Source organism: Variovorax sp. V35, from assembly GCF_041154465.1.
GTDB lineage: Bacteria > Pseudomonadota > Gammaproteobacteria > Burkholderiales > Burkholderiaceae_C > Variovorax > Variovorax boronicumulans.
On record NZ_AP028666.1, the window covers coordinates 2354707 to 2374992 of the forward strand.

Genomic DNA, 20286 nt, shown 5'->3' on the forward strand with positions numbered 1-20286 from the left:
GCGACTGTCATCGGCGTTTGCCGCAATTGCACGGCTGCCGCGCGATCACACCACGGTGATGATGCCTGCTGAACCTACGCGCTGCCAGGGCAGCCCAAGCACGAGCGCATCAAGCTGCTCACGCGTCATCGCCATCTGCGTGCCCAGGCTCGCGTTGGCCCATAGGAATCGACCCTGGTTCAATCGACGTGCGCACAGCCAGAGACCAATGCCATCGTGCACGAGGACCTTCATGCGGTTGGCCCGCCGGTTGGCGAACAGGTAGGCGTGGTGCGGGTGCGCGGCCCCGAAGACCTTCACGACACGCGCCAGCGCCGTCTCCGTCCCGGCTCGCATGTCGATCGGCTCGGTGGCCAGCCACACGGCGTCAATGCGGATCAACGCAGCCATTCGCGCAGCCAGGCTGCGCACGACGAAGCCGACTCCACCGGCCAGTACACGACTGCGGTGGCGCTGCCTCTCTTCAGTTCAACGCGGATGTCGCGCATGGGCACCTCGGCTTCGGGCTGCACATCGAGTGCGATGAAACCGGGCATCGGCAAGGTCGGAGCTTCGGCCGCCTTCGACGCGGCCGCCTTCCGATCGTCGGCACGCCACCGGTGCACCACGTTCGCGTTCAGGTTGTACAACCTCGCGATCGCTGCGGCAGAGGCATCCGGTTGCCGGCACGCCTCCAGGACCTCGGCCTTGAGTTGCACGCTGTGCTTGCGACGGGTGGCCCGCTTAACCACACCATCTATCGTGTCCACATCATTCATCGCGGACACGATGCCTGTCGGCTCTCACGCGATCAAGATGACTTCACTGCGCGCTTACAGGAGATCGCCCCGCTCGGATAGACAAAAGCCCAGCCCCTCGTTGGCCGCCATTACCTCATTCCAATGAGCGGTGAGGGACGCTATGACTGCTGGGGCCGTGCCGTTGGTCTGTCCTAACTTCTCCGTAAGCCGGAGTACCAATCGGCCCTCCTCGCTGTCGTTAGACATGGATAGGGCCGACAGCCTGATGCTCTTACCGGCCACGATGGCCATGAAGGTTTCGGTGCTGCAGTAATGATGCAAGGTCGCAGGTACGTGATCGGGTGCGAACTTGTCAAAAACTAGGTCTGCAGGACCGTTTGCCATCAGTTTCTCCATCCCTGGGCATCGTGATTCGGGCTGTGTTCGATCATGATAGCGGGAGCGCTGGCCCTGGATATGGGGCACGACCCCAAGCACTACTAGTACCTTGATAGGGATTTCAACCCCTGTCGCGTGTGCGGCGCCGGACCGAAAGTTAAACAGGCTGATGTCGAAGGATCAGCCAGCGACCTACAACGCGGTTGCGCGCTGGCGCGCCGCGTCAATCATGGCGGGGTAGTCCGCGCGTGAGTAGATCGGCGTTGCCCCCCGCTGTCCGACCAAGACCCGAGGTAGATCGCTCAACGTAGATACATTCGACCTTGGCTCGGGAAGCACAGCAAAGAGTACACGTCGATTCTGAATGCAGTACTCTGCCTGGGCGCGCGAGCCGCTTTTTTCCTCACCTTCGACGATCACGGACGCAGAGGCTAGACCCACCTGAATGCGGTTGCGCAGAACGAAGTACTCCGGCTTTGTCGGAGTCCCCACTGGATGCTCCGACACCCACAATCCACCGGCATCGAGAATCCGATGCGCGAGTGGGCGATTTGTCGCGGGTGAGGCCTTCTCTAGTCCATGTGCGAGCACTGCAATAGTCGGTGTTGGTCCCTTCATTGCTCCTTCGTGAGCGGCCGCGTCAATCCCCATCGCCAAGCCGCTCACGACAGACAGCCCTTCGGAAGATACATACTGCGCAATCCGCTCAGCGATGAGGATGCCGTGGGCAGTGGCTTTGCGTGTGCCAACCACAGCAATGCCAGGGGTGGCGTTCAGCGCTGCCGCGTGGCCTCTTAAGTAGATGATGAGTGGAGCATCGTTGATGCCCCGCAGCGCGGCCGGGTACACCGGCGAGCAGATGGGCACGGGCGAGATGTTCAGCTGCAACCCTTTCTCAAGAGTCCCCATCGCCTCTGACACTGAGCCGTTTACCTCCGCGCGCTCAACGCCGGCCAAATTCAAAAATGCGTCAAGATCATCAAGCCTAGTACCCTCCGTCCATGCTGCCAGAAGCAGCGTGCGAAGGTTCGATACGGTGCGCCTGCCCGAACGCAGAAGAGCGATCGTGGCTGCGCTGATTGCGATGTCAGCGTCAGTCATGCGATGTCTTGCCCAGGACGAGAGGAGTAATCTGCACAGGTTGCCGAAAGTGACTTTGAATCACGGTCATGCACCCGGCGAAAGAATTTCCGCTGGTCGTCACATCATCGATCAAGAACTTTGGCATCGGGCTTGCAAGGTCCCAGTCATATTCGAGCGAATCGAGATGCACAGCCAGCGAGCGATCGCCACCTGAGGCGAGTTTGTCGATGTTTCGCGTACGAATGAGTGCCCTGGCGACAAAGCTGAATCGCTTGTCCTTCTTTGCCACCGTCTGGGCGACGAGTTCCAGCCCCGGCGACCATTGTCCTTTCGTACTGGACGGGACCACGAGAATTTCCGCTTGCCCTTGAGCTGGCAGGCCCTTCAGGTGGGCGACGATCAGATCGGCAAAATGTGTGACTGCAGCCTGTCGCTTTTGTGTTGCGTTCTTTTCTTTGATGTCGAGGATGAAGCCCGAGTACTTGTCGAACTTGGGGTTTCGAACGCCTTGAATTCGATATGGGCGATAGACGCCCATCGACCAGCCGATGCTCGGCGGGTGCGTCGCAGTGATGGTGAATCGCTGTGCAGTAGTAGCCATGTCCTAGCTTAGCGACGCCTTCACCGGCGCCTACTTGCGTTCATTCATGAAAATTGCATGCTACCATTTTGATAGCGATATTCTAAAAAATCCGCGCGGGTTAGGAATGGCTCGAACACTCGATCGACGGGTTAATAGTCCGCCGGCACCAGGTGCCCTAAACCTCGCGTGTACCCCGGCATCCCGCAGCAAAGTCCGAGCATCCCCAGAAGGCCTTGCCAGCCGTGACACCCCGTTTCGCCACCCGCCGCACCATCGGCTTGTCACACTTTGGGCAATGGGGATTGGCGGACCCAGCCGGCGCCATCACTTGAGCGATGCCTGCCGATTCATTAGACCTTGGGGACGCAGCCATCGCGTGCAGCACAGGCGTATCGGAAAGTGATGAAATTGCTTCAGTCTTGCCACGCGCTTCGCGCAGGAGCTGCATGAGTGCCGGCCCATCGATGAGTCGGATGTTGCGGCCGCTGGCGAACGCGGTGGCCTCCTGCGTGAAGCGTCCGGAGGTCACGACGAAGCCGCCCGCTGCGCCCTGTGCGGCCATCACGCCATAGAGCTCCCGTACTGTGGAGACGCTGACTTTGAAGGCTTTCCATTGCTTGCATTGAACGAAGGACTTCTCCCCGGCCTTGGTGAGAACCAGATCCACGCCACCATCGGCGCCGCCACCACCGACCTCCTTGACCGCATACCCGCGTCGCCGGAAACCTTCACCGACCAGCAGTTCGAACTGCTGCCAGGACATGTCCTGCAGCGCGTCGGCACTGCTGCTCGCGGAGGTCGTGTCGAACAAGGCGCGCCGCCGCTGCCGACGTACCGCTGACATGACCGCGCCGAAGAGACAGATCATCGGCAGCAGATACTGACCTCCCGTGGCTAGGCCCTGCCAGATGGCCGTCGTGGCCAACTGCCCGATTTGCTGGGCGGACTGAGCCGCGGGCAGGGGACGCGTGGCCATGGCATGCAACACCCAGTAGCTGGCGAGTGCCAACACCACGCCTGCCCACCAAGGTAGCAAGGCCACCAGATCCATGAGGTCGTCGGCTATGCTGGATTTACGCCGTCTCGCCATTGATTCCCCTCCGAAACCTTCGAACATGGGTTTGAGGAACATTTTGCAACAATGTTGACGACGTTCGCCGAGCAAGGCCTTCGCTGATGCCATCGCGGAGCGCTTGGGGGCTAAGGACGGGCAAGTAACCTGACGTGGGTCGTAGCCTATTGCCAGACGAAGACCGGGGAACAAAGCGGGGAACAAACTAACAAGTGGAATCCGTCCTCCCAATAGACGCGGGCGTTCTGGTCTATCGTTCAGTAGACCCCAGCACAACGACCTAGGGCGTTCACTGAAATTCAGTGAACGCCCTTTTTCATTGGCCAGGCGGCTGTTGACTGTGCTTCGCCGTCTCACTCGGGATGTCTGCGTCTGGATGACGACCCCTGCAGTCCCGTCGATGGGGTTCACTCCACACGCTAGCTAGTCGATCGCGATCTTGTTCTTCTTCACGAGGTCTGCCCAGCGCCGCATGTCGGTGTGGATGTAGTCGGCGGTCTGCTTTGCGCTGTGGACTTCAGGAAACATGCCGACGTTCTCGAAGCCTTTCATCACCTCCGGGTCCTTCAGGGCTTGTGCCACCGCTTCGTTGAGGCGATCGCTTCGGTCTGCCGGGAGGCCCGTGCGCGCAGCCAGGACGAACCACTGACTGGCCTCGAAGTTGGCGATGCCGGCTTCCCTGAGGGTCGGCACCTCGGGCAAGGAGGCGGAGCGGGTCGCCGTGGAAACCCCGTACGCCTTGAGCTTGCCGGACTTGATGTGCGGGAGCACGGGCGTGATGCCCAGTACCGCCAGCGGGATCTGTCCACCGATCACGTCGGTCACCGCCTGGTTGCCGCCCTTGTAGGGTACATGCGTCATCGTCACGCCCGTCAGTGCCTGGATGAGTTCTCCGGTCAGGTGCTGGCCGGTGCCGTTGCCGGAGGAGCCGTAGCTGTACTTGTCCGGGTGGGCGGATGCGTCTGCGAGCAGGGCCTTGAGGTCCTTGGGCGCATCGGGCCGTGCCGGTCCTACAAGGACCGTGGAGCCTTTGGCGAGCATGGCGATGGCGCTCATCTCCTTGCCGATCTGCGGCATCGGGATGCTCGTGAGCACCGGGCCGGGAACCGTCACCAGGGTGTAGCCGTCGGCAGGCTGGGTTGCCACATACCGCAGCGCGAGCGAGCCCGTGGCACCGGGCTTGTTGTCGACCACGATGGGCTGGCCGAGCGTCGCCTCCAACTTGCGGGCGACAAGGCGCGTGACGACATCGACGCTGCCCCCCGGTGGGTAGCCGACGACCCAGGTGATCGCTCGAGAGGGGTACTTCTCTTGTGCGAGCGCCGGAGAAGACGCCAGCGCCGTGAGTGCGCAGAAGATCAGAAAGAGGCCTCGGCGGCTGCCTGGATGCTTGGACATGGGGTGAGCCTTCTGGGACGGTGGAGAGATGCGCGAGCGCGTCGGGGATTCCGCGGCCTCAGTCCGGCGCGCCCGGCGCCGTGTGAGGATGTGCTGTCGCACTCTGATGGAAGGCACGGACCATCCGCTGGATCGGCCCCAGGACCCACGTGTTGTAGACGAGCACATCCGACTCCTCCTTGGGGTCGCGCGTGATGTTGAAGAGATAGGGCGACTCGAGCTTGCCCTTGCCTTCGTTCACCTCGGGCTCCCAATAGAAATGCAGCTTCCAGTCGCGCCACTTCACCGCGCGCAACTCGTTCTTGATATGGAAGAGAAAGCCCTCGCGCAAGGACTTCTGTTCGCCGAGGAAGAAGGGCATCTGATCGATGCCATCGATCGGCCTGTCCTCGGGAATGCGGGCGCCGCCCGCGCGTGCCAGCGTGGAGAAGAGGTCGGTGACGTGCATGATCTCGTTGCTCACCCGGCCCGCGGCGATCTTGCCCGGCCAGCGCACGATGCACGGCACGCGCAGGCTGCCTTCCATGGCCGTGTGATAGGTGCCACGCCAGGGGCCGGCCGTGCCGCGGTAAGGGGCGCGGAACTCGGGGCCGTTGTCGCTCGCGAAGATGAAGAGGGTGTCTTCTGAGATGCCGAGGCGCTCGATTTCGTCGATGACCTGGCCCACGCGGTGGTCCATCTCGACCATGGAATCGGCGAAGTCGCCATGGCCGGTGCGGCCCGCGAAATCGCGGTGAGGCAGGGTGGGAAAGTGCAGGTGCGTGAGCGGTAGGTACAGAAAGAAAGGCTTCTGTGCCGCGTGGTTGCGCTGGATGAATTCCAAGGACCGGTTCGTCAGCGTCTCATCGATGCGTCGGCGCGAATCCAGGTTGTATTCCTCGACGTTCTGCGAAGGCGCACCGGCACGGCCCTGCATGATGTACGGGATGTCCACCACGCTCGGGTCGTAGCCGACACTGGCCGTGAACTGGCTCTCGTCCGTGGTGCGCGGGATGCCGTACCACTCGTCGAATCCACGGTCGCTCGGGAAGCGGCCTTGAACATCGCCCAGGTGCCATTTGCCGTAGTGCGCAGTCGCATAACCCTGTGCCGAGAGCAGCTGCGCCAGCGTGATCTCGCGGCGTGCCAGGCCCTGAGGCAGGCCGGGCGGCACCGACTGCAGGCAGCCCGTACGGATCGGATGCCGCCCGCTCATCAGCGCGGAGCGCGTCGGCACGCAGTCGCTCTCGACATTGAAGTTCTGCAGCAGAAGGCCTTGGCTGGCGAGCGCGTCGATGCGTGGCGTGGGCGCGCCCCGCAGCGCCCCGCCGCCGTAGCAGCCGAGCTCGCCCCAGCCGAGGTTGTCGGCCAGGATGAGAACGATGTTGGGTGGGTTCATGGAGGGACTCATTGCGACTGCAGTCTAGGAACGGCTAGGATTCGGGTGTTTCCATTTGGGAAGTTTTCGTTAACTTTTATTCATGTCCTTCTCGGCACGTGACCTCGACTACTTCCTGGAAGTGGCGCGCCATGGGCAACTGGCCCGTGCAGCAACCAGCCTGACGGTGACGGCCGCGGCGCTTTCCAAGGCGATCCGCCGGCTGGAGGACGAGATGGGGCTCGGTCTCTTCGAGCGCTCGGGCCATGGCATGACACTCACGCCGTTCGGCGTCGCGTTCCGCGAACGTGCGCAACGCATGAAGTCAGAGCACGACGAGGCGCTTCGTCATGCGGGCGACGTCCGCGCAGGACGTGCCGGGCTCATCCGTGTGGGCGCGACGCTGGCGGTTCTGGATGCCGTGCTTTCACCGGCGCTTGCGGCGCTGCAGCCCCGTCGCCCGGGCATGCATGTGCGCCTGGAAGTGGCGTCCTCGGACGAGTTGATCGACTGGACGCGCCAGGGCCTGCTCGATGTCGCCGTGATTCCGACCTATGAATCCATGCCGCACGGCCTGGTGCATGAGGACCTCCTGACCGATGCGCTCGTCGCCGTGGCGCGCGTGGGGCATCCGGTCTTCGCGCGTCGCCGTCTCACGATGGGCGATCTGTCGAAGTTTTCCTGGGTGCTGCCGTCCGTTCATTCGGCTGCACGCGCGAAGCTGGACGAGGTATTTCGTTCCGCCGGCGCGACGCCGCCGCAAGGCGCGATCGAGGTGCACTTCAATGCGTCCTGGTCGTTGCCGGTGCTTGCAGCGACCGATCTGATGGGCATCGTCCCGGTCTCCGTGCTCGCACTGCCCCAGGCGCGTGGCGTCAAGGTGATTCCTGTCGAGGCGCTGTCGATTCCGAGGCGCATCTCGCTTTTCTCACGTCCGAATACCTACCGCTCCCCACTCCTCGAGGAGTTCGTGCAGGCGCTCAAGGCACTGGCGCCGGCGCAGCGAAGCAGCGCGGCGCGCAAGGGCTGACGGGCGCTCGCTGAGGCCGTTTTCAGGCCGCGGTCGTCGCCTTCACCGGCCAGTCGCGCAGCTTGCCCGGGTTCAGCAAGCCCATCGGATCGAAGCGCTGCTTCACCTCGATGACTTCCGGCGGGAGCGGCCCGCCGGCCTTGCCGTCTTCCACGATGTTCACGTGCGGGTTGTTGATGTGCACCTGGTGCGCGCGGTGGATGTCGATGATCTCGTTCAGGCGATCCTCGGTGCTGAAGCGCACCAGCTGCAGCCCGCTGCAGGTCAGGAGCCCCGCCGCGTTGCGCAGGAACTCGACGTGCATCATGACCTCGCCGCCCAGCAGTTTCTCCATCTCGATGACCTGCTCGACATGCCGGCCGGGGATGAACCCGCTTTGCAGGTAGGTCAGCGTCGGGTCGATCTTCAGCGCGTGCAGCGTCGTGTGGTTCCAGGTGAACTCCATCAGCGTGCGGTTGCTCTTCTGTACTTCGGCGGCCGTCTTGCGGTAGCTCACGGTGCCACCGTGCGCCTGCACCAGCAGCATCATGGCCGGCTCGCTCTGCTCGGCCACCAGCGACAGCACGGTGTGGCAGCCCTTGGGCAGGTGCGTCGCCAGCTGCGCGAGGTGGTCGGCGATGGGCGCCGCGAAGAAGGTGACGCCGCGCTTCACGATGCCCGGCGCATGCGCGAGCTTGTCCGCGAAGTTCAGCGCGTTCTCGAAGTCGTCGAAGGTCACCAGCGTCTCGAGCCACGGATGCGCCGGCGCCAGTGCGATCTCCAGCTCCAGCACGAGGCCGTTGGTGCCCCACAGGTGGTGCATGCGCATCGCTTCGGCGCCGCGCAGTTCGACCACCTGCGGCTCGGCCTCGATGGTCATCGCGCGAATGCCCAGCACATTGCCAGGCGCGCTCAGCGGCCCGTAGTTGATCGAGCCCACGCCGCCGAAGCCGCCACCGAACAGGCCGCCCAGCGTCGCGCTGCGGTAGGTCGAGGGCACGCAGCGCATCTCCTGGCCGGTGGGTTTTGTCTGCTTCTCGAGTTCGCCCAGGCGGATGCCGGCCTGCGCGCGCGCCACGCCGGGCTGCACCCACAGGCAGGCGTTGTAGCCTGTCATGTCGAGCACCACGCCGCCGGCGAGCGGCGTGGTCTGGCCGTAGTTGCCGGTGCCGCTGCCGCGGATCGTGATGGGCACGCCGCGGCGCGCGCAGGCGCCGACCACCGCGCGGATGTCTTCTTCGGTGCGCGGGCGCACCACCACGTCGGCGCGCTTGTCCTTCAGCTGGCGCGTGAGCACCGGGCTGAACCAGGAGAAGTCCTGCGAGAGGCGCGTGACGCGGCCTTCGTCGGTGATCCAGTCGAGGTCGGGGAGTTCGAGCAGCAGTTGTTCGATGGCGGAAGCGGGAGCGTTCATGGTCGATTTCAATCCTGGGAAAGTTCGCTCGCATGCCACGAGCCCAGCGCCACCTTGGTGAGCCAGGCCATCAGCACGAAGAGCGCCACACCGGTGAGGGAGATGAGCAGCAGGGCCGCGAACATGCGCGGAATGTTCAGCTGGAAGCCCGCCTGCAGGATCTGGTAGGCCAGCCCTGCGCCCGAGCCGCCGGTGCCGGCCACGAACTCCGCCACCACCGCGCCGATCAGCGCCAGGCCGCTGGAGATGCGCAGCCCGCCGAAGAAGTACGGCAGCGCGCTCGGAATGCGCAGGCGCACCAGCTGCTGCCAGCGCGTGGCGCGGTTCAGCTTGAAGTAGCTCTGCAGGTCGGGGTCGATGCTGCGCAGGCCCAGCGTGGTGTTGCTGATGATGGGAAACAGCGCCACCAGCGCCGCGCACACCGTCATGGCCGCCACCGGGTTCTTCACCCAGATGATGATCAGCGGCGCCACGGCCACGATGGGCGTGACCTGCAGCAGCACCGCGTACGGAAAGAGGGCGGTCTCGATGCGCTTGCTCTGCACGAACAGGAACGAGATCAGCACACCCGCCACCGTGGCCAGCGCGAACGACAGCACCGTGATCTTCAGCGTGACCAGGAGCGCACTGCCCAGCGGCGCCCAGTCGGTCACCAGCGTCTGCATCATCAGCCAGGGCGAGGGCACGAGGTAGGGCGGCAGTTCCATGGCCACCACCATCCATTGCCACAGCGCGACCAGCACCACGCCGATGAGCACCGGGTAGAGCACGCGCTGCACGCGCGGCTGGCTCAGCAGGGGCGCCGCGGGTTTCGTCGCCGTCTTCATGGCGCGGCCTCCTCTTCTTCTGTGGTGCTGGCGCGCAGCAGGCTGTCCTGCAACTGCTTCGCGTGGCGCGCGAACGCGGGCGTGACCATGAAGTCGGCCTGGCGCGGGTAGGGCTCGTCGATCTGGAACTGCTCGACCACGCGACCCGGCCGCGCGGCCATCATCACCACGCGGCTGGACAGGAACACCGCCTCGTGGATCGAGTGCGTCACGAAGATCACCGTGAGCTTCTTCTTGCGCCACAGCTCGAGCAGGTCGGCGTCGAGCTTGTGGCGCGTGATCTCGTCGAGTGCGCCGAAGGGCTCGTCCATCAGCAGCAGGTCGGGCTGCGTGACCAGCCCGCGCGCGATCGATACGCGCATCTGCATGCCGCCCGACAGCGCGCGCGGCAGCGCATTGGCGAACTTCTCCAGCCCCACGAGCGCGAGCGATTCCGTCACCCGCGCATCGGCCTCCTTGCGGGGCACGCCCGCCAGGTCCAGCGGCAGCCGCACATTGGTCTGCACGCTGGCCCACGGCATCAGCGTGGGCGACTGGAACACGAACGACATCTTGTGCGGGCAGTCGTGCAACTGCGCCACGGGCTTGCGCCACACCAGCAGGCGCCCGTCGCTGGGCTCCAGCATGCCCGCCACCATCTTCAGCAGCGTGCTCTTGCCGCAGCCCGAGGGGCCGAGCAGCGTGACGAACTCGCCTTCGGCGATCGACAGGTCCACCGGCAGCAGCGCCTGCGTGCCGTTGGGGTAGGTCTTCTCGGCCGAGAGGATTTCGACGGCGGGCACGGCGGGCGCCACCGGCGGCGCGAGGGTGTGGGGTTCGATGCGGTTCATGGCGCGGCGAGGTTCAGGGCAAGACCTTGGCGTCCTTCACGAACTCGGTCGTGTAGGTCTTGGCGAGATCCACCTTGGCGGGGTCGAGCAGCTTCGCGTTCACCAGGAAGTCGTAGCTCGCCTTGGCGCGCGCGTCGGTCATCACGCCGATGCCCAGCTTGGCCGCGTCGCCGCCGGTGACCATGCCCATCTCCTTGAGCTTGGCCACGCTGTAGGCGAGCTGGTCGTCGGTCATGTTGGGGTTGTCCTTCTTGATCAGCGCGTTGGCCGGTGCCGGGTCGGCCAGGTAGCTCTTCCAGCCTTCGGCCGAGGCCTTCACGAAGGCGGCGACCTGCTTGCTGCGCTCCTTCACCGTCTTGTCCATGCACGACACGGTGACCGCGTAGGAGGGGTAGCCGTGGTCGCTGAACATCAGCACCGTGCTCTTCACGCCGGCCTTCTGGATGGCGTAGGGCTCGGAGGTCAGGTAGCCCTGCTGCGCGGTGTTCGGGTCGGCCACGAAGGGCTGGATGTTGAAGGTGTAGGGACGCGTCTGTTCGTCCTTCAGGCCGAAGCGGGCCTTGAGCCAGGGCCAGTAGCCGCGGTTGGCCTGCGCGCCGATCAGGAGCGTCTTGCCCTTGAGGTCCTCGAACTTCTTGACGTCGTCGTGCGCGATCAGCACCTGCGGGTCCTTCTGGAAGAAGGCCGCCACGTTGACCACGGGCACGCCGCCTTCGCGCACCTGCATCATCTGGATGTCGCTCGATCCCATGATGCAGTCGGCCTGTCCCGCGGCCATCATCTGCGTGATGTTGACCTGCGGGCCGCCCATGCGGATCGTCACGTCCAGGCCGTGCTTCTTGTAGATGCCCTGCGCCACCGCCTGGTAGAAGCCGCCGTGCTCGGCCTGCGCGTACCAGTTGGTCATGTAGGTGAACTTGTCCTGGGCCTGTGCGGGTGCAACGGCCGTGAGGAGCGAGAGCGCGGCGGCGCCGGCCAGGGAAAGAGCGAAGGAACGCATGGTGGGGACCTCTCGAAGGCGGGATGAAAAAGAAGAACGAAGCCGTTGCAAGGAGCGCGCCTCAGGCCGGCACGAACGACTGCTGGATGAAGCCCTGCTGGTGGCCGCGCTCCCAGGTGGCTTCCTCGCGCACGACCCAGCGCAGCGCATGAAGCTCCGTCAGCGCCTGGGCCCAGCTGTCCGAGAGCGTGTCCAGGATTTCGAGGCCCTGTTCGCGCGTGGCGCTGGTTGGGTCGCCGATCACGCCGCTGGGGCCGAAGTCGCGCGCGGTCCAGGCGCAGGCCGGGCGGCCGTCGGCCGACAGCAGCTTGATCGGGAAGGGCGGCGGAAAGTTGGCCGCCGCGCGTTCCATGTGCACGGTGTCGGGCGCCAGCGCGAGCATCAGCGCGGTCTCGGAATGGCCCGCGTGCATCGCGAGCTTCTTTTCCTGCTCGCTCACCTGCCGGCTCGCCGCGCTGGGCAGGCGCGACACGCCGTGCGGCACGATCACGAAGTCGCCGTGGCGCAGGCGCAGTTCGCGCGCCGCCATCTCCAGCACCTGCGGCTGGCCGCCGTGCCCGTTGGCGAACAGCAGCTTGCGAAAGCCCGAGCGGTACACCGATTCGCCGATCTCGATCACGGTCGACAGCAGCGTGGTGCCCGTGAGCGTCACCGTGCCGGGAAAGTGCAGGTGCTCTTCCGACTTGCCGTAGGTGATCGGCGGCAGGGCAAAGGCGCGCACCTCGGCCGGCAGTTTCTCCAGCGCCTTGCCCATCACGCCCGAGGCGATCACGCTGTCGACCGAGCACGGCAGGTGCGGGCCGTGCTGCTCGATGGCGCCGCACGGCAGCACGATGACGGTGTTCTCGCGGTCGGGCAGGGCGGCGATTTCGGTCCAGCTCAGGTAGGGCAGGAAGCGGTGGGGCGGGATGTAGCCGTGGAGCATGGGGGTCCTTGTTTGTTCTTTATTCAGGGAAGAAAGGCGATGCGTCGCCGTGCGTCACGCGGCCGTCGCGCAGCACCACGCGGGCGGCGCTGCGCGAGGGCCAGCCGTGGCGGTCGGCCTGCGTGAACAGCACCAGGTCGGCTTTCGCTCCGACCAGCGTGGGCGCCGTCGTGGCGGGCGTGCGTTCCAGCCAGTCGCTGCGGCACAGCGCCTGCGACCAGGTGTCGAAGGGCTCGTCGAGCTGCGCCACCAGCGCGGCCGTGCCCAGTGCCTCGACGGGGTCGAAGCTGCCGAGGCGGCAGAACGGGTCCTGCACGTTGTCGCTGGCGAACAGCAGCGGAATGCCGCGCGCATGCGCTTCCTTGACCAGCGTGATGCCGCGCTGGCGCGGCGTGCGCCCGGTGACGGCGTCCTGCAGCAGCAGGTTGGTGGCGGGCAGCGACACCACGGTGATCGGCGCGCGCGCCACGGCGTCCAGCGTGGCGAAGGCCTGCGCCTCGGGCTGGGCCGCCAGCGCGCAGAGGTGGCCGCAGACCACGCGGCCTTCGTAGCCGATCTCGCGCAGGAGGCGTGCGGTGGTCTGCAGGCCCACGGCCGAGGCGTCGAGTTCCTCGTCCACGTGCAGGTCGATGTCGAGCTCGCAGGCCTGCGCCGCCACCAGCAGGTTGCGCAGCGCGTTCTCGCTCCAGTTGGTGGAGTGCACGAAGCCGCCGAGCAATGCGTGCGCTCCGGTGGCCTTCACCTGCCGCGCCAGGCGCAGCGCCTGCGACGCGTCTTCGAACAGGGGCAGCTTGATGAGGGCGACCTGCTCCAGCCGCACCCGGCCGGCCCATTCCTGCGCCAGCTCGGCCATGACGGGCCAGGCCGTGGGCAGCGCGTCGGGCTCCCACCAGTCGACGTGCGTGCGCACATGGGCAGTGCCGCATGCCCAGGCCCATTGCAGGCCGCGCGATGCGCGCTCGCGCACGTCGGCGGGCGTCCAGTGCACGCGGTCGGCCAGCATCGCGTCGATCGCGCCGAGCAGGCCGGGCCGCACCTTTTGCATGCGCGCCAGCGTGAACGCCTTGTCCAGGTGCGTGTGCGCGTCGACGAAGGCGGGGAGGGCGAGCGTGCCGGCGAGGTCCCAGCCGGCGCCCGGCGTGATGTCCCTCGCGGGCTGCACCGACCGCACGCGGCCGGCCTCGATGCCGATGCGTGCGAGTTCGGGCACTCCGTGGCGCTGCGGCCAGTCGGCGGGCAGCAGCCAGCGCGGCAGCCGTGCGTTGTCCAGCAGCGCGGGCGCGTTCATGCGAAACGCGCCTCCACCGGGCCTGCGGGGGCGCTGGTTTCCATCGACAGACAGCAGGCAACGCGGACGTGCATGAATTTGACCAATCAATCAGAGCAACTGGTCAGGTTATGCAAGCGACGTGCCAGTCCAGGTGCACCGGACTGGGGAGGCGGGCGCGGCCCGCGACTGATGCGACTACGTTGCCTGGCGCGGCCAGAGCCGCACCGCCAGCGCGGCGGCGGCCGCGGCGGTCGCCAGCGCCGTCACGCCGGCCCAGCCCCACGCAGCGAGCACCAGCGCGCCCAGCGCCGAGCCGGTCGCCATGCCGATGAACATGCTGGTGAACAGCACGGCGTTGAGCCGGCTGCGCGCACCGGGCTCGATGCCGTAGACGATCGTCTGGTGGGCGATCAGCGCCGCCTGCATGCCCAGGTCGAAGCCGATCGCGGCGAGTGCCAGCAGCCACAGCTGCGCATGCGGCGTCATCAGCGGTGCCAGCCCCATGGCCGCGAACGACACCAGCGCCAGCCCTGCGCCCAGGCGCGTCACCAGCTCCGGTCCGCGCCGGTCGGCCAGCCGCCCCGCCAGCGGCGCTGCCAGCGCGCCCGCCGCGCCGGCCAGGCCGAAGGCACCTGCCGCCGCGCTGCCCAGGTGGAAGGGCGCGCCGTGCAGCATCACAGCCAGCGTCGACCAGAAGGCGCTGAACCCCACGGCCAGCAGCGCCTGGGCCAGCGCCGCGCGGCGCAGCGTGCCGTGGCGCGACCACAGCGTGCCCAGCGAGCCGAGCAGGGCGCCGTAGGCCAGGTGCGTGGTCGGCCGAAAGCGCGGCAGCCCGCGCCAGGCCGCGGCGCCGATGAGCGCGATGCTGGCCGCGGCCGCGATGAACATCGCGCGCCAGCCGAAGTGCTCGGCCACGAAGCCGCTCACCACGCGCGACAGCAGGATGCCCAGCAGCAGCCCCGTCATCACCGTGCCGACCGTCTTGCCGCGCGTGGCGTCGGGCGCCAGCGTGGCGGCGGCGGGCACGAGGTCCTGCGCCATCGTGGCCGCCAGCCCGATCGCGAGGCTGGCCGCGAGCAGCACGCCGATCGACGGTGCGGCGCCGGCCACCAGCAGCGCGGCGCACAGCGCCGCCGCCTTGATCAGCACGATGCGGCGCCGGTCGAAGCGGTCGCCCAGCGGCGCCAGCAGCAGGATGCCCAGCGCATAGCCCAGCAGCGTGAGCGTGGGAATGAAGCCCACCGCGCGGGTGGAGGCACCGATGTCGGCGCCCAGCACCCCGAGCATCGGCTGCACGTAGTAGAGCGAGGCCACCGACAGGCCCGCGCCGGCGGCCAGCAGCAGGATCAGCGAGGCCGGCAGGCCGTGCCCCGGCGCGGCGGCCGATGCATGCGTAGTTTGAATGGAAGACATGGTGTTAACCCTCGATTATCGAAGCAAGGGTTGGAATGTGCTCCTTAGGGGCTTGGCTTGGTAGTCCCGCGGATCGCACAATGCCCATACGCCAAACGCATAAATGAGGCCATGTCCACGTCCCCTGCTGTCGACCGCATCGAGCTGATGCAGACCTTTCTTCACATCGTCGAGGCCGGCAGCCTGTCGGCCGCCGCGCTCCAGATGGGCGCCACCCAGCCCACCGTGAGCCGTCGCCTGCAGGCGCTGGAGCGCTCGCTGGGTGTGCGGCTGCTGCGCCGCTCCACGCACGCCATGAAGCTCACGGAAGACGGCGAGCGTTGCTACGAGCGCGCCAGGGAGCTGATCGCCGACTGGCACGCCTTCGAGGCCGACCTGCGCGGCGTGGGCGACGAGCCGGAGGGCACGTTGCGCGTGGTGGCGCCGCATGCGCTGGGCCAGCTGCTGCTGGTCGGTCCGCTGGCCGAGTACCTGCGCGCCTATCCGCGCGTGTCCGTCGAATGGCTGCTGAACGACCGCCGCCCCGACTTCATCGCCGAAGGCGTCGACTGCGCGATCCAGGTCGGCGAGATGACCGATGCGATGGCCGTGGCGGTCAAGGTCTCGGAAGTTCCGCGCGTGGTGGTCGCCGCGCCCTCGCTGCTGGAGGGACGCTCACCGCCCGCGCACGCAGCAGAGCTGGCCGAGCTGCCGTGGCTCGCGCTGCGCACCTTCTATCGCAACGAGGTGCTGCTCACGCACCGGCCGACCGGCGAGATCGCGCGCGTGCCGATCCGTCCGCGCATGAGCACCGACAGCCTCTATGCGCTGCAAAGCGCGGCGCGCATGGGCCTGGGCGCCTGCCTGGGCTCGGCCTGGCTGCTGAACGAGGACATCGCTGCCGGACGGCTGGTGCAGCTCGTGCCGCAATGGCATGTGGCGCCGTTGCCCGTCTACCTGACCTACCCGCACGCGCGCTTCCAGCCGGCGCGCCTGCGCCGCTTCATCGAGATGATGCGGCTTGCGCTGGCCGACCCGACGGGCCAGGTCTGGGAGGCGCGCGTGGCCTGAGCGAGGCCGGCGCGGAGTTCAGGCCTTGATGCCGCAGCCGCCCAGGACGAACGCCACCAGTTCCCGCGCGATCGGTTCGCGGTCGATCGGGGCTTCGGGCGGCAGGCCGAGCATCACGCGCGTCTGGATCGCGTAGTCGGCGTAGCTCTGGGTCATGGCCCAGATGTGCATCAGCAGCAGGCGCGCATCGAGCGGGCGCATCTGCCCGCGCGCGATCCAGCCGTTGATGATGTCGACCTTCTTCTGCGTCCACGCCTGCGCGTTGGGCCAGTACCGGTCGAGGTTGCGTCCGCCGTCGAGCACCTCGCGCGTGAAGATGCGCGAGATCTCCGGGTTGTCGAAGGCATGGTCGAGCTTCTTGCGGATGTAGTCGCCCAGCACCGTGGCCGGGTCGCTGGCGTCCTCGAACGAGAACACCACCTTCCAGGCATGCAGCACCTGCATCAGCAGCTCTTCGTAGAGCTCTTCCTTGCCGGCGATGTAGTAGTGCAGCTGGGGCTTGGTGAGGCCGGCGCGCGCGGCGATGGCCTGGGTGGAGGTGCCCTTCAGCCCGTGCAGGCTGAACTCGGTCACCGCCGCCGTGCGGATGGCCGCCATGATGCGTTCGCGCCCCGGCCTCGCGCGCGACAGCGGGCCGTCGGGTGCGGGCATTTCTTGGGCGATGGCGGGAGGCACAGGGGCGGTGGCGACGGTCATGGGCGTGGGAGGCGCGGCGTGCGCCCGGCCGATGGTAATCCTTGGCCCGTGGCCCTTTCTTGCGATGAGTGCGCCTGCGCCTTTCTCGCTGGGCGATGAAAGGTGACAGCGGTCGGCATCGAGGCGTTTCCCTGAGCTACTTTTTTCTTCCCCTTGCCTCTACCAGCGCCGAACCGCTGTCGAAACGCAGTGTGCGCAACGCAGGTGAAGTCAGAGTGAAGTCTGTGCAGGCCTTGCGTGAACGGATCAGAGGCCGTCCAGTTCACCCTTGACGTGCGTGCGCGTGTCGCCGCCGACCCAGACCTGGCCGGCGTCGTCGCGGGTCAGGTGGATGCGGCCCTGCCGGCCCAGGCGCGTGCCCTGCGCGGCGACGTAGTCGTCTTGTGCCACGCCTGTGGCGAAGAGCCACTGCGCGAGCGAGGCATTGAGGCTTCCCGTGACGGGGTCTTCGACGATGGCGCCCAGATGGTCGGTGAAGAAGGCGCGCACTTCGAAGGCCGCGCCACCGCCCTCGGCATGAGGGCCGACCACGCCGACGTCGATGCGCGTGGGCCAGCGGCGGGGCGGCTCCAGAGACAGCACCTTCTCGGCCGAGGCCAGCCGGATCCCCAGCCAGCCGGGGCCGTTGTCGATCCAGGCCGCGTCCTGGATGTCGTCCGCTTCGATGCCCAGCAGCCGCCGTGCGTCCTCGAGTTCGGCCGGGGTCGGCGTGCCCGAGCGGATCAGCGGCGGCGCGGCGAACGCGAGCCGTCCCTGGTCGCGCCGGATCTGGACCAGCCCCGCGCCGCACTCCTGCGTGATCACCGTGGCTTGTTGTCTGGGCGCGCCCTGGCCCGACAGCCAGGCGTGGCAGCTGCCGAGCGTGGGGTGGCCTGCAAAGGGCATCTCCCGGTCCAGGGTGAAGATCCTCACGCGGTAGTCCGCCTCCGGGTGCGTGGGGGCGAAGACAAACGCGGTTTCCGAGAGGTTGAACCAGCGCGTCAGCTGCTGCATGTCATGCGTGGCGAGGGCGTCGGCGCCGGTGACGACCGCCAGCGGATTGCCCGAGAGCGGGCCGGCGCCGAAGACGTCGATCATGTGGACGGTGATGCTCATAAGTGCGGTCTTTCGCTGGGATCCATTGGAGTCAATTCTGCGAGACCAGCAGCTTCAGCCCCGCGGCCGCGAACACAGCCGAGAGCACGCCTTCGATCCAGCGTCGCAGCCTCGCATACAGCGCAATCATCGACGCGGTCGAAAAGACGATCGCGTAGCCGCCGAACACCATGATGCCGAGAAGCACGCAACCGCCCACGATGGCCGGCAACCCGCCGGCGGGTGTGTCCTGGCGCACGCCGAGCGAGATGATCGCGATCCACGACATGATCGCCTTCGGGTTGCCGATGTGCATGAGCACGCCCTGGCGGTAGAGGGTGCGGTTGCGCAATGCGCCGCGTTCCGCGCTGTTCTTCACCGCGTCGGTGCCAGGTCGCATGGCGGACCGGCCCGCGCGAAAAGCCAGGTACAGCAGGTAGAGGCCGCCGGCGATCTTGAGCACGACAAGGGCCTGCGCATACGCGGTCAGGACTGCGGAAACACCGGTCGCCGCCAGGATCGCCCAGAAGAGCGAGCCCGTGACAACGCCGGCCGCGAGCGCGAGCGCGGGGCGGCGGCCGTCACGCATCGCGGTGCCCATGATGGCCATGTTGCTCGGCCCCGGACTGGCGGTGGCGATGAGGTACGTCCCGTAGACGAGTGCGATCTGGCTGACGGCCATGCGGGTGCTCCAAAACCAAGGGTGTCTTCGGCGGCCTTCAGCGCGATGGAGGCCGAGGAGTGAAAGTTACACTATTGGAATATTCAAAAAGTGTCACGTGACACTTTTATTTGCGAGGCCACGCACGTGCTCCTTCGATCCTCCTGGACGCCCCGTCTGGCAAGCAACGGCACGAATGCCACCGAGCGGGTGGTGCTGGCCCTGGCCGACGACATCGTCGAGGGGCGGCTCGCGGGCGGCGATCGTCTGCCTGCGCATCGGGACCTGGCGAAGACGCTGCAGATCGGCCTGGGCACCGTGACGAAGGCCTATGCCATCCTGGAGCGCAGGGGCCTCACGCGCAGCGTCAAGGGCCGGGGAACCTTCGTGGCGATTCACCAGGCGCACGGCGACCGGGAGATCGATCTGTCGTCGAATGCGCCACCGGCCGCGCTCGGTGCGCGCGTGCTGGCGCGAACGTTGACGGGCATCGCGCGCAAGATCGACGCGGATCACTTCAACCTGTACGCGCCACCCGGCGGGCACCTGGAACATCGCCGCGTTCTCGCCCGCTGGCTCGAAACGATCGGCCTGGCCGTCGATCCGTCGCAGCTGGTGCTGACCAGCAGCGCACGCCAGGCGCTGTCGCTGGCCTTCGACCTGGTGTGCGGGCGGCAAGGCGTGCTGCTCACCGAACGGATCACCTACCCCGGCGCCCTCGCGCTGGCCCGGCGCAAGGGGTGTCGCATCCAGGGTGTCGAGATGGACGCGGAAGGGATGGTGCCGCAGGCGCTCGCACAGGCGCTCGACGGCGCGGCGCCCGCCGGTGGCACGGCGGTCTATCTCACCCCGACGCTGCACAACCCGACGACGGCCACGATGAGCGCGAAGCGACGGCGGGCCATCGTGGCGGTGTGTCGCCGCGCGGGCGCCTGGATCATCGAAGACGGCGTGTACGCGGCGGCCTCCGACGGCTTGCCCCAGCTGGCCACATTGGCGCCCGACATCACGTTGCATGTGAACGGGCTCTCCAAGTCGCTCGGCCCGGGATTGCAGGTCGGCGTGCTGGCACTGCCGCCCGAGCTGTGCGGCCCGGCGCAGGCGCTTCTGCAGGACGTGCCCATGGCGCCGTCGGCGTTCTCCTGCGCGGTGGTCGACGAATGGCTGGTCACCGGCGTCGTCGCCTCGGTCCAGCGCGATCTGCGCCACGAGGCCCGGCGGCGTTCTCGGCTGGCCGTCTCGCTGCTCGGTGCCGGCGAACTGGTCTGGCATCCCGATGCCTACAACGTCTGGCTGCCGATGCGGCGCGATGTTGCCGAGGGCGTCGTGGCCGCGGCGGCGCAAGCCGGCGTGAAGCTCACCCCGCCGCAGACCCTGATGGCGAACCCGAAGGACAAGGCGAGCGGCCTGCGGATCTGCCTGGGCGGCCCCGGCTTCGACGAGCTGACCGGGGCCCTGGCCCTCCTGGCCACCTTGCTGAAGCCAGGCGCCTGACGCGGCGCGGAC

20 protein-coding genes and 1 tRNA gene are annotated in these 20286 nt (G+C 67.0%); 3 read left to right on the plus strand and 18 right to left on the minus strand.

All coding sequences use genetic code 11. The annotated features are described in order from the left end of the window. Positions 1 to 45: 45 nt before the first annotated feature. The 8 genes from tnpB to ACAM42_RS10915 form a co-directional block, all read right to left on the minus strand. Positions 46 to 390: an IS66 family insertion sequence element accessory protein TnpB gene (gene tnpB / locus ACAM42_RS10880; RefSeq protein ID WP_369629537.1), complete on the minus strand. Its 345-nt coding sequence runs from the start codon at positions 388 to 390 to the stop codon at positions 46 to 48. After that, the gene (locus tag ACAM42_RS10885) at positions 378 to 758 is read right to left on the minus strand and encodes a transposase (protein WP_369629538.1); all 381 of its coding nucleotides are present in this window, start codon (positions 756 to 758) and stop codon (positions 378 to 380) included. The genes tnpB and ACAM42_RS10885 overlap by 13 nt, the downstream gene beginning before the upstream one ends. A 552-nt stretch (positions 759 to 1310) precedes the next feature. Beyond that, the gene (locus tag ACAM42_RS10890) at positions 1311 to 2219 is read right to left on the minus strand and encodes a DNA-processing protein DprA (RefSeq protein WP_369632007.1); all 909 of its coding nucleotides are present in this window, start codon (positions 2217 to 2219) and stop codon (positions 1311 to 1313) included. Then, positions 2212 to 2802 (minus strand): hypothetical protein, encoded by a 591-nt coding sequence (locus tag ACAM42_RS10895; protein ID WP_369632008.1) that lies wholly within the window; start codon positions 2800 to 2802, stop codon positions 2212 to 2214. The genes ACAM42_RS10890 and ACAM42_RS10895 overlap by 8 nt, the downstream gene beginning before the upstream one ends. Before the next feature lie 94 nt (positions 2803 to 2896). Next, positions 2897 to 2970, minus strand: a tRNA-Asn gene (locus ACAM42_RS10900). Beyond that, positions 2960 to 3874, minus strand: a complete 915-nt coding sequence (locus ACAM42_RS10905; RefSeq protein ID WP_369632754.1) for a restriction endonuclease — start codon at positions 3872 to 3874, stop codon at positions 2960 to 2962. Before ACAM42_RS10905 ends, ACAM42_RS10900 begins: the two co-directional genes overlap by 11 nt. 405 nt (positions 3875 to 4279) lie before the next feature. Further along, the gene (locus ACAM42_RS10910) at positions 4280 to 5254 is read right to left on the minus strand and encodes a Bug family tripartite tricarboxylate transporter substrate binding protein (RefSeq protein WP_369632009.1); all 975 of its coding nucleotides are present in this window, start codon (positions 5252 to 5254) and stop codon (positions 4280 to 4282) included. Positions 5255 to 5312: 58 nt separating this feature from the next. Next, positions 5313 to 6632 carry an arylsulfatase gene (locus tag ACAM42_RS10915; RefSeq protein WP_369632010.1) on the minus strand — a complete coding sequence of 440 codons (1320 nt, stop codon included), beginning with the start codon at positions 6630 to 6632 and terminating at the stop codon, positions 5313 to 5315. Between the two features lie 82 nt (positions 6633 to 6714). Here ACAM42_RS10915 and ACAM42_RS10920 point away from each other — a divergent pair, with 82 nt between their 5' ends. Then, positions 6715 to 7641, plus strand: a complete 927-nt coding sequence (locus ACAM42_RS10920) for a LysR family transcriptional regulator (protein ID WP_369632011.1) — start codon at positions 6715 to 6717, stop codon at positions 7639 to 7641. Between the two features lie 22 nt (positions 7642 to 7663). Here the strand turns inward: ACAM42_RS10920 and ACAM42_RS10925 are convergent, their stop codons facing one another. The 7 genes from ACAM42_RS10925 to ACAM42_RS10955 form a co-directional block, all read right to left on the minus strand. Further along, positions 7664 to 9034: an FAD-binding oxidoreductase gene (locus ACAM42_RS10925; RefSeq protein ID WP_369632012.1), complete on the minus strand. Its 1371-nt coding sequence runs from the start codon at positions 9032 to 9034 to the stop codon at positions 7664 to 7666. Between the two features lie 8 nt (positions 9035 to 9042). Beyond that, a complete protein-coding gene (locus ACAM42_RS10930; protein WP_159275087.1) occupies positions 9043 to 9861 on the minus strand; it encodes an ABC transporter permease in 819 nt (272 codons plus the stop codon). Then, complete coding sequence (locus tag ACAM42_RS10935; RefSeq protein WP_369632013.1) at positions 9858 to 10691, minus strand: ABC transporter ATP-binding protein; 834 nt, start codon at positions 10689 to 10691, stop codon at positions 9858 to 9860. Before ACAM42_RS10935 ends, ACAM42_RS10930 begins: the two co-directional genes overlap by 4 nt. 13 nt (positions 10692 to 10704) lie before the next feature. Further along, positions 10705 to 11691: an ABC transporter substrate-binding protein gene (locus tag ACAM42_RS10940; RefSeq protein WP_062468632.1), complete on the minus strand. Its 987-nt coding sequence runs from the start codon at positions 11689 to 11691 to the stop codon at positions 10705 to 10707. A gap of 61 nt (positions 11692 to 11752) precedes the next feature. Next, a complete protein-coding gene (locus ACAM42_RS10945) occupies positions 11753 to 12616 on the minus strand; it encodes a creatininase family protein (protein ID WP_307584953.1) in 864 nt (287 codons plus the stop codon). Between the two features lie 19 nt (positions 12617 to 12635). Further along, the gene (locus ACAM42_RS10950; RefSeq protein WP_369632014.1) at positions 12636 to 13904 is read right to left on the minus strand and encodes an amidohydrolase family protein; all 1269 of its coding nucleotides are present in this window, start codon (positions 13902 to 13904) and stop codon (positions 12636 to 12638) included. A gap of 177 nt (positions 13905 to 14081) precedes the next feature. Beyond that, a complete protein-coding gene (locus ACAM42_RS10955) occupies positions 14082 to 15299 on the minus strand; it encodes an MFS transporter (RefSeq protein ID WP_369632015.1) in 1218 nt (405 codons plus the stop codon). Positions 15300 to 15410: 111 nt separating this feature from the next. On the opposite strand from ACAM42_RS10955, the gene ACAM42_RS10960 reads away from it, so the two are divergent. Then, complete coding sequence (locus ACAM42_RS10960) at positions 15411 to 16349, plus strand: LysR family transcriptional regulator (protein ID WP_070059839.1); 939 nt, start codon at positions 15411 to 15413, stop codon at positions 16347 to 16349. Positions 16350 to 16367: 18 nt separating this feature from the next. Here the strand turns inward: ACAM42_RS10960 and ACAM42_RS10965 are convergent, their stop codons facing one another. From ACAM42_RS10965 to ACAM42_RS10975, 3 genes are all read right to left on the minus strand, one after another. Beyond that, positions 16368 to 17045, minus strand: a complete 678-nt coding sequence (locus tag ACAM42_RS10965; protein WP_306301667.1) for a TetR family transcriptional regulator C-terminal domain-containing protein — start codon at positions 17043 to 17045, stop codon at positions 16368 to 16370. 246 nt (positions 17046 to 17291) lie between these two features. Further along, positions 17292 to 18140: a PhzF family phenazine biosynthesis protein gene (locus tag ACAM42_RS10970; RefSeq protein WP_369632016.1), complete on the minus strand. Its 849-nt coding sequence runs from the start codon at positions 18138 to 18140 to the stop codon at positions 17292 to 17294. A 31-nt stretch (positions 18141 to 18171) separates the two neighbouring features. Continuing rightward, positions 18172 to 18801, minus strand: a complete 630-nt coding sequence (locus ACAM42_RS10975) for a LysE family translocator (protein ID WP_369632017.1) — start codon at positions 18799 to 18801, stop codon at positions 18172 to 18174. Between the two features lie 126 nt (positions 18802 to 18927). Here ACAM42_RS10975 and ACAM42_RS10980 point away from each other — a divergent pair, with 126 nt between their 5' ends. Next, a complete protein-coding gene (locus tag ACAM42_RS10980; RefSeq protein ID WP_369632018.1) occupies positions 18928 to 20274 on the plus strand; it encodes a PLP-dependent aminotransferase family protein in 1347 nt (448 codons plus the stop codon). Positions 20275 to 20286 lie beyond the last annotated feature (12 nt).

Coding starts and splice junctions, on each gene's coding strand:
- tnpB (WP_369629537.1), bottom strand. CDS start 390: ATGGCTGCGTTGATCCGCATTGACGCCGTGTGGCTGGCCACCGAGCCG.
- ACAM42_RS10885 (WP_369629538.1), bottom strand. CDS start 758: ATGAATGATGTGGACACGATAGATGGTGTGGTTAAGCGGGCCACCCGT.
- ACAM42_RS10890 (WP_369632007.1), bottom strand. CDS start 2,219: ATGACTGACGCTGACATCGCAATCAGCGCAGCCACGATCGCTCTTCTG.
- ACAM42_RS10895 (WP_369632008.1), bottom strand. CDS start 2,802: ATGGCTACTACTGCACAGCGATTCACCATCACTGCGACGCACCCGCCG.
- ACAM42_RS10905 (WP_369632754.1), bottom strand. CDS start 3,874: ATGGCGAGACGGCGTAAATCCAGCATAGCCGACGACCTCATGGATCTG.
- ACAM42_RS10910 (WP_369632009.1), bottom strand. CDS start 5,254: ATGTCCAAGCATCCAGGCAGCCGCCGAGGCCTCTTTCTGATCTTCTGC.
- ACAM42_RS10915 (WP_369632010.1), bottom strand. CDS start 6,632: ATGAACCCACCCAACATCGTTCTCATCCTGGCCGACAACCTCGGCTGG.
- ACAM42_RS10920 (WP_369632011.1), top strand. CDS start 6,715: ATGTCCTTCTCGGCACGTGACCTCGACTACTTCCTGGAAGTGGCGCGC.
- ACAM42_RS10925 (WP_369632012.1), bottom strand. CDS start 9,034: ATGAACGCTCCCGCTTCCGCCATCGAACAACTGCTGCTCGAACTCCCC.
- ACAM42_RS10930 (WP_159275087.1), bottom strand. CDS start 9,861: ATGAAGACGGCGACGAAACCCGCGGCGCCCCTGCTGAGCCAGCCGCGC.
- ACAM42_RS10935 (WP_369632013.1), bottom strand. CDS start 10,691: ATGAACCGCATCGAACCCCACACCCTCGCGCCGCCGGTGGCGCCCGCC.
- ACAM42_RS10940 (WP_062468632.1), bottom strand. CDS start 11,691: ATGCGTTCCTTCGCTCTTTCCCTGGCCGGCGCCGCCGCGCTCTCGCTC.
- ACAM42_RS10945 (WP_307584953.1), bottom strand. CDS start 12,616: ATGCTCCACGGCTACATCCCGCCCCACCGCTTCCTGCCCTACCTGAGC.
- ACAM42_RS10950 (WP_369632014.1), bottom strand. CDS start 13,904: ATGAACGCGCCCGCGCTGCTGGACAACGCACGGCTGCCGCGCTGGCTG.
- ACAM42_RS10955 (WP_369632015.1), bottom strand. CDS start 15,299: ATGTCTTCCATTCAAACTACGCATGCATCGGCCGCCGCGCCGGGGCAC.
- ACAM42_RS10960 (WP_070059839.1), top strand. CDS start 15,411: ATGTCCACGTCCCCTGCTGTCGACCGCATCGAGCTGATGCAGACCTTT.
- ACAM42_RS10965 (WP_306301667.1), bottom strand. CDS start 17,045: ATGACCGTCGCCACCGCCCCTGTGCCTCCCGCCATCGCCCAAGAAATG.
- ACAM42_RS10970 (WP_369632016.1), bottom strand. CDS start 18,140: ATGAGCATCACCGTCCACATGATCGACGTCTTCGGCGCCGGCCCGCTC.
- ACAM42_RS10975 (WP_369632017.1), bottom strand. CDS start 18,801: ATGGCCGTCAGCCAGATCGCACTCGTCTACGGGACGTACCTCATCGCC.